Annotated in this window: 7 protein-coding genes; 4 read left to right on the top strand and 3 right to left on the bottom strand. The window is 70.6% G+C overall.

Annotated features, from left to right (window positions below; genetic code table 11):
* The first annotated feature begins 50 nt into the window (after positions 1 to 50).
* Together GT030_RS11000 and msrA are read left to right on the top strand one after the other, a co-directional pair.
* Positions 51 to 1,202, top strand: coding sequence for a hypothetical protein (locus GT030_RS11000; protein ID WP_161200940.1), 1,152 nt, complete (start codon positions 51 to 53; stop codon positions 1,200 to 1,202).
* Between the two features lie 39 nt (positions 1,203 to 1,241).
* Positions 1,242 to 1,907 (top strand): peptide-methionine (S)-S-oxide reductase MsrA, encoded by a 666-nt coding sequence (gene msrA / locus GT030_RS10995; protein WP_161200939.1) that lies wholly within the window; start codon positions 1,242 to 1,244, stop codon positions 1,905 to 1,907.
* A 61-nt stretch (positions 1,908 to 1,968) separates the two neighbouring features.
* On the opposite strand, the gene GT030_RS10990 is transcribed toward msrA, so the two are convergent.
* On the bottom strand, positions 1,969 to 3,012 hold the full coding sequence (locus GT030_RS10990; RefSeq protein ID WP_161200938.1) for an NAD(P)-dependent alcohol dehydrogenase: 1,044 nt from the start codon (positions 3,010 to 3,012) through the stop codon (positions 1,969 to 1,971).
* Positions 3,013 to 3,190: 178 nt separating this feature from the next.
* On the opposite strand from GT030_RS10990, the gene GT030_RS10985 reads away from it, so the two are divergent.
* A complete protein-coding gene (locus tag GT030_RS10985; RefSeq protein ID WP_161200937.1) occupies positions 3,191 to 4,078 on the top strand; it encodes a helix-turn-helix transcriptional regulator in 888 nt (295 codons plus the stop codon).
* A 64-nt stretch (positions 4,079 to 4,142) separates the two neighbouring features.
* On the opposite strand, the gene GT030_RS10980 is transcribed toward GT030_RS10985, so the two are convergent.
* A complete protein-coding gene (locus GT030_RS10980; protein ID WP_202459954.1) occupies positions 4,143 to 5,405 on the bottom strand; it encodes an Ig-like domain-containing protein in 1,263 nt (420 codons plus the stop codon).
* Positions 5,406 to 5,633: 228 nt separating this feature from the next.
* Positions 5,634 to 5,993 (bottom strand): hypothetical protein, encoded by a 360-nt coding sequence (locus GT030_RS10975; protein ID WP_161200935.1) that lies wholly within the window; start codon positions 5,991 to 5,993, stop codon positions 5,634 to 5,636.
* 109 nt (positions 5,994 to 6,102) lie between these two features.
* On the opposite strand from GT030_RS10975, the gene GT030_RS10970 reads away from it, so the two are divergent.
* Positions 6,103 to 6,453, top strand: a complete 351-nt coding sequence (locus tag GT030_RS10970) for a hypothetical protein (protein ID WP_161200934.1) — start codon at positions 6,103 to 6,105, stop codon at positions 6,451 to 6,453.
* Positions 6,454 to 6,597: the final 144 nt, after the last annotated feature.

The following is a 6,597-nucleotide window of genomic DNA, read 5'->3' as shown; positions in this document are numbered from 1 at the left end:
CCGCCTGAGCCGCCCGAACACCCCCCGACCCGAACGGACCCCGCCCGCACATGACCGTCCTGCTCTGGATACTGGCCGCCCTCGCGCTCCCCTTCGTGCTCTTCGCGGCCTGGATGGCCAAGGTGTTCCTGAAGGAGTTCTTCTCCGGCAACGCGGAGGCCGCCATCGAGGCGGAGGAGGCCGCCGCGACCGCCGCCGAGAAGGCCGCCGCCTCGGCCGCGCTCGACCTGCTGCCCGCCGAGCGGCAGAACACCGACTCGGCCGGCCCGCCGGCCCCGGAGACGACGGCCGCCCTCGCCGCGGTCCGGGGCGGTGACTGGCGCCCCGCCGCCGACCTGATGGCGGCCGTCGGCCGGGACTGGGAGCGCCGGTCCCTGCTCACGTTCCGGCTGGCCGACAAGGCGGCCGACGACGACACCTGGCTGCTGGCCTGGGAGGCCGAGCGCCCCGAGGACCCCGACGCGGCGGTGGTCCGGGCCCGCAGCGCGGTGATCCTGGCCTGGCGGGTGCGAGGCGGACAGCGGGCGCAGTACACCACGCGTGAGCAGTTCGACGGGTTCCGCCGCACGCTGCTCGAGGCCCGCGAGGAGGTCGCGCGGGCGGCGGCGCTGAACCCGGACGACCCGACGCCGTACGTCGCGGAGATCTGGCTGGCCCTCGGCCTCGGGTACCCGAACGCCAAGATGGACGACCTGTGGACCGAGATCACGGCCCGCGCCCCGCACCACTACGAGGCGCACTTCTCGGCCCTGCAGTACTGGTGCGCGAAGTGGCGCGGCTCCGAGCGGCTGGCCACCGAGTTCGCCGAGCGGGCCGCCGCCGGGGCGCCCGCCGGGAGCCTGCTGACGGCGCTGCCGCTGATCGCGCACTTCGAGCACGACGACTCCGAGGACACCGCCGCCGACAACACCCCGGAGATGGTGGCGCGGGTCGAGGCGGCCCTGAAGGACGCGGCCGCCGCCGACCCGGCGCACCCTCGCCTGCCGGAACTGCGCCACCTGCTCGCCTACTACCTGCACCTCCAGGGCCGCAACGAGGCAGCGGTGGAGCACTTCCGGCTGGTCGACGGCCATGTGGACGCGCTGCCGTGGCGGTACCGGAACGACAAGGCGGGGTACTTCTGCCAGGTCCGCGACACCGCCGTACTGGAGGCCGGAGCGGCGGCCCGACCCGGAATGTCCGGGGCGGCCGAGTCGTTGTAAGCAGTGCCCGTCCGCACCGAGACCGACCAGGGAGACCCCATGCTGTTCGGCCGCACACCGCAGCTCCCCACCCCCGAGCAGGCGCTCGCGGGCCGGGACGTGCCCGCCTTCGAGGTCCCCGCCCGGCACACCGTCCTCGGCAACCCGCTCGCCGGCCCCTACCCCGAGGGGCTGGAGGTCGCCGACTTCGGGCTGGGCTGCTTCTGGGGCGCGGAGCGCAAGTTCTGGCAGCTCCCGGCGGGGATCTACACCACGCTCGTGGGCTACCAGGGCGGCTACACCGAGAACCCCACCTACGAGGAGGCGTGCTCGGGCCTGACCGGCCACACCGAGGCGGTCCGCGTGGTCTACGACCCGAAGGTCATCTCGTACGAGCAGTTGCTCAAGACCTTCTGGGAGTCCCACGACCCCACGCAGGGCTTCCGCCAGGGCAACGACGTGGGCACCCAGTACCGCTCCGCGATCTACACCCACACCCCTGAGCAGGCGGCCGCCGCCGAGGCGTCCCGTGCCGCGTACCAGAAGGTGCTCACCGGCTCCGGACACGGCACGATCACCACGGAGATCCTCCCCGCCGAGGGCCGCCCCTTCTACCCGGCCGAGGCCTACCACCAGCAGTACCTGGACAAGAATCCCGCCGGGTACTGCGGCATCGGCGGGACCGGCGTCTCCTGCCCGATCGGCGTCGCCCCCGCGCAGGGCTGATCACACAGGAACGGGCCGCCCGGCTCCGGCCGGGCGGCCCTTCTTCATGCCCCGGGGGGCGTCAGATCGTCGCCGTGTCGATCACGAACCGGTACCGCACATCGCTGGCGGTCACGCGCTCGTACGCGTCGTTGATCTCGCTCGCGCCGATCAGCTCGATCTCGGCGCCCACCCCGTGCTCGGCGCAGAAGTCGAGCATCTCCTGGGTCTCGGGGATGCCGCCGATGTTGGAGGTGGTGAGGTTGCGGCGGTTGCCGAAGATGGACTGGAGGGTGACCTGCACCGGCTCCTCCGGGAGGCCGACGTTGACCATGGCGCCGTCCAGGCGCAGCAGGGACATGTAGGCCGCGAAGTCCAGCGGGGCCGAGACGGTGTTCAGGATGACGTCGAAGGTGCCGGCCAGCTTCTCGAAGGTCTCCGGGTCGCTGGTGGCGTAGTAGTGGTCGGCGCCGAGCCGCAGGCCGTCGTCCTTCTTGCGCAGCGACTGCGAGAGGACGGTGACCTCGGCGCCCATCGCGTGCGCCAGCTTCACGCCGACGTGGCCGAGTCCGCCGAAGCCCACCACGGCGACCTTCTTGCCGGGGCCGGCACCCCAGTGCTTGAGCGGGGAGTACGTGGTGATGCCCGCGCACAGCAGCGGCGCGGCAACGTCCAGGCCCAGACCGTCGGGGATGCGCACGACGAAGCCCTCGTCGACGACGATCTGCTCGGAGTAGCCGCCGTAGGTGGGCTCGCCGTCCTTGCCGACGGCGTTGTACGTCCAGACGGTGCCGGTGCCCGTGCAGTACTGCTCCAGTCCGGCCTTGCAGTTGTCGCACTCGCGGCAGGAGTCGACCATGCAGCCGACACCCACCCGGTCACCCACCGAGAACTTGGTGACCTCGGGGCCGACCTCGGTGACCACACCGGCGATCTCGTGGCCGGGCACCATCGGGAAGATGCCCTCGCTCCAGCCGTCGCGGGCCTGGTGGATGTCGGAGTGGCAGATCCCCGCGAACTTGATGTCGATCAGGACGTCGTGGTCGCCGACCGGCCGCCGCTCGATCGTGGTCCGCTCCAGGGGCGCCTTGGGGGCGGGCGCGGCGTACGCAGCAACAGTGGTCATGCCGGGTTCTCCTAAGCTTCGCCATGGCCCGGACACGGTCTCGACCGGGCACTCTCCCAGCGTGCCCGCATCTCCCGTTCCCACCCAGGCCACGGCTTTGCGTACGACCGCCGTTCCTACCACTGGCGGGGACAGGCTCCCAAGCGTACGTTCCGTCGCCGCCCTCGATACTTGGGGCATGGACGAACAGGCGGAGGCGGCCGTGAGCCGGCCGCTGGACCGGCGGGCCGAGCTGAGCGAGTTCCTGCGCAGCCGCCGGGCCCGGCTCAAGCCGGAGGACGTGGGCCTGCCCGACTTCGGCCGGCGCCGCCGGGTGCCGGGGCTGCGCCGGGAGGAGCTGGCGCAGCTGGCGGGGGTGTCGGTGGCGTACTACACGCGGCTGGAGCAGGGCAACGGGCGGAACGTGTCGGCGGAGGTGCTGGACTCCATCACACGCGCCCTGCGCCTGACCGACGCCGAGCACGCGCACCTGACCCACCTGGCCAAGCCGGCTCCGCACAAGAAGCGCCCGCCGGCCCGCCGCCCCCAGGTGCGGACCGCGCTCCAGCACCTGCTGGCGTCGATGGACGCGGTCCCGGCGTACATCACGGGGCGGCGCACGGAGATCCTGGCCTGGAACCGGATGGCGACCGCGCTGTTCGGCGACTGGGGCGGGCTCGCGCCCGAGGACCGCACCTGGGCCCGGCTGGTGTTCCTCTGCCCGGAGTACCGCGAGCTGTTCGTCGACTGGGAGCAGAAGGCGATCGACATCGTCTGCGGGCTGCGCATGGACGCCGGGCGCTTCCCGGACGACGCCCGGCTGGCCGCGCTGGTCGGTGAACTCTCCGTCAAGAGCGAGGAGTTCCGCCGCCTGTGGGCCACGCACGACGTGAAGGAGCAGTTCTACGGCGTGAAGCGGCTGCGGCACCCGCTGGTCGGTGAACTCGCCCTGGGCTTCGAGGGGTTGCGGGTGACCGGCGACGCGGACCTCAACCTGATCGTCTACCACGCCGAACCGGACTCCGCCTCGGCCGAGTCGCTTCGGCTGCTGGCCAGTTGGGGCGCGGCGGCGGTGCCGACGCTCTGAGACGACAGTGCCGCCCCTCACCAGGAGGGGCGGCACTTGTGCGCTCAGGGGTCCCGCTCTGGGATCAGACGGCGGAACCGGCCTTCCACTGCGCCCAGTCCATGTTCCAGCCGTTGAGGCCGTTGTCCGGGGCGACGGTCTTGTCACCGGTGTTCTTGATGACCACCACGTCACCGACGAGGGAGTGGTTGAACACCCAGGCGGCCGGGGTGTTCGGGTCCTTGGCGCCCTTGGTGTCGGAGAGGCCCACACAGCCGTGGCTGGTGTTCTCGCTGCCGAAGATGGACTTCGCGCCCCAGTAGTTGCCGTGCAGGAAGGTGCCGGAGCCGGTGAGGCGGATGGCGTGCGGCACGTCCTTGATGTCGTACTCGCCCTTGCCGTCGTCGTCCGTGAAGCCGACGGTCGCGCCGTTCATCCGGGTCTGCTCGAACTTCTCGGACATGACCATGACGCCGGCGTAGGTCTTGTTCTCGGGGGAACCGGCGGAGATCGGGATCTGCTTGACGACCTTGCCGTCCTGCGTGACCTTCATCTGCTTGGTCTTGGCGTCGACGTAGGAGACCTGGTTGCGGCCGACGTGGAAGGTGACCGTCTTCTGCTGGACGCCGTAGACGCCGTCGGCGCCCTCGACACCGTCGAGCGCCAGCTTCAGCGTGACGGTGGAGTTCTCCTTCCAGTACGTCTCCGGGCGGAAGTCGATCCGGTTGGCGTTGAACCAGTGACCGACGACCTCCTGACCGCTGGAGGAGGAGACGGTGATCCCCTTCTGCACGGCGGCCTTGTCGGTGATCGCCTTGTCGAAGTTGATCGACACGGGCATGCCCACCCCGACGGTGCTGCCGTTGTCCGGGGTGAAGTTGCCTATGAAGCTGTTGGACGGGGAGACCGTGGTGAAGGACGCGTTCTCGTGGGCCACGCGGCCGTCGGAGTCCTTGGCCTCGGCGGCGAGCTTGTAGGTGGTCGACCGCTCCAGCTGGGTGGTCGGCTTCCAGCTCAGCTTGTCGGCGGAGAGCGCGCCCTCGACCGGCTTGCCGTCCGCGGTGGTCATGCTCACGCCGGTCAGGGTGCCCTTGGCGACCTTGACCGTGGCCGAGTTGTTGATGGAGGCGTTGTTGGAGCCGTCCTTCGGCGTGATCGTGATCTGCGCCTCGGACGACTTCTGCGCCGCCGCCTCGTCGGCCTTCGCCTGCGAGCTCTCACCGCCGTCGGACGCGCTGGCGTTACCGCCGCCGGAACAGCCCGTGAGCACGAGCACACCACCGAGCAGTGCGGACGCGACCGTCAGGCCCTTGCGCCGCTTACTGTCCGTCATCACACGTTTCTCCATCGTTGCCGAATCCGCCAGAACCCCGAGAATCCCCGTTGAACTCTCTCAACGTCACGGCCGCGCCTCCCCGTTCCCCGGGGAGGGGTTCTGTGGGGAACACCACGTCCCGTCTTCGGGACGGGCGGTGCGCGGGCCTCCGTGCGCCACTTGTGAGACGAGAAAACCCGGACGGCGGTTGCCGTCCGGGTCATCCGTGCCCCGAATCCCGCGGCCGAAGCCGCCGGCTGCCTACCGCTCGTTCCGGCCGTCCGCGTCGTCGGCCGGTTCGTCGTCGTCCTCATCATCCCCGCCGAGGTCCCATTCGGGCGAGTCCGCGTCGTACTCGGAGTGCTCGCTGGACCAGGAAGCCTGCGCGAGCTCCACGCCGGGCACCTCGCTGACCAGGTCGAACGGGTCGACGAGATAGGCCAGCGCCTCGGCGGTGTCTTCCGTCACAGCACCCTCGGCGTGCGCCCGTTCCGCGTCCGGCAGCTCCGGATCGGTGGCGATGCGGCGCAGCGCGGCCTTGGTCAGCTCGTCGTCGTCGAGCACCTCGAGGACCAGCTCCACTCGAAGGCGTACAAATCGTGATGTCTCTTCAGCGTCCATGAGGCGAGCCTAGAACTGAAACCTGTCGTGACTTTCCTGTGACCCGCGATTTTCACTAACATCGCTCCGCACGGCCAATTCGCCAGCGTCACAAGGGGATCGATATTCCGTGGCATCCGCTCGCCGTCCGTTGCTGACCGCCACCGCCGCGGGCACGCTGCTGTGCGCCCTGTGGTTCGTCCCGTCCGCCAACGCCTCGCAGGACGGCGCCTCGACGGGCGCCACCGCCGCGGGTACGGCGGTCTCCGGGTCGGCGGACTCCGGGAACCCGGACTCGGGGATCACCGAGCAGGTCACCACGGTGTCCGGCCTGGCCGGTCAGACCGCCTCCGACCCGACCCGACTGGCGGACACGGGAAGCTTCGACACCACGCCGTACGTGGTCTCCGGCACCCTGTTCCTCGCCGTGGGCGCGGGTTTCGTGGTGTATTCGGTGCGCCGGGAACGGCTGGAGTTCTAGAACCGGAATCCAAAAGGGGCCCCACCCGTGGGTGAGGCCCCCTTGCGGCGTCTAGCGCAGCGGTCCGGTGACCGTCTCGGCGGCCGCCACCAGCCCGCCCCCGCGCACGAAGGCGTCGGCGGCGGCCAGGTCGGGCGCCAGGAA

The sequence above is a fragment of the Streptomyces sp. SID1328 genome, from assembly GCF_009865595.1.
GTDB lineage: Bacteria > Actinomycetota > Actinomycetes > Streptomycetales > Streptomycetaceae > Streptomyces > Streptomyces griseoluteus.
The sequence above is the reverse complement of the archived record's forward strand: the minus strand, read 5'-3'. Positions and strand labels throughout refer to the sequence as shown.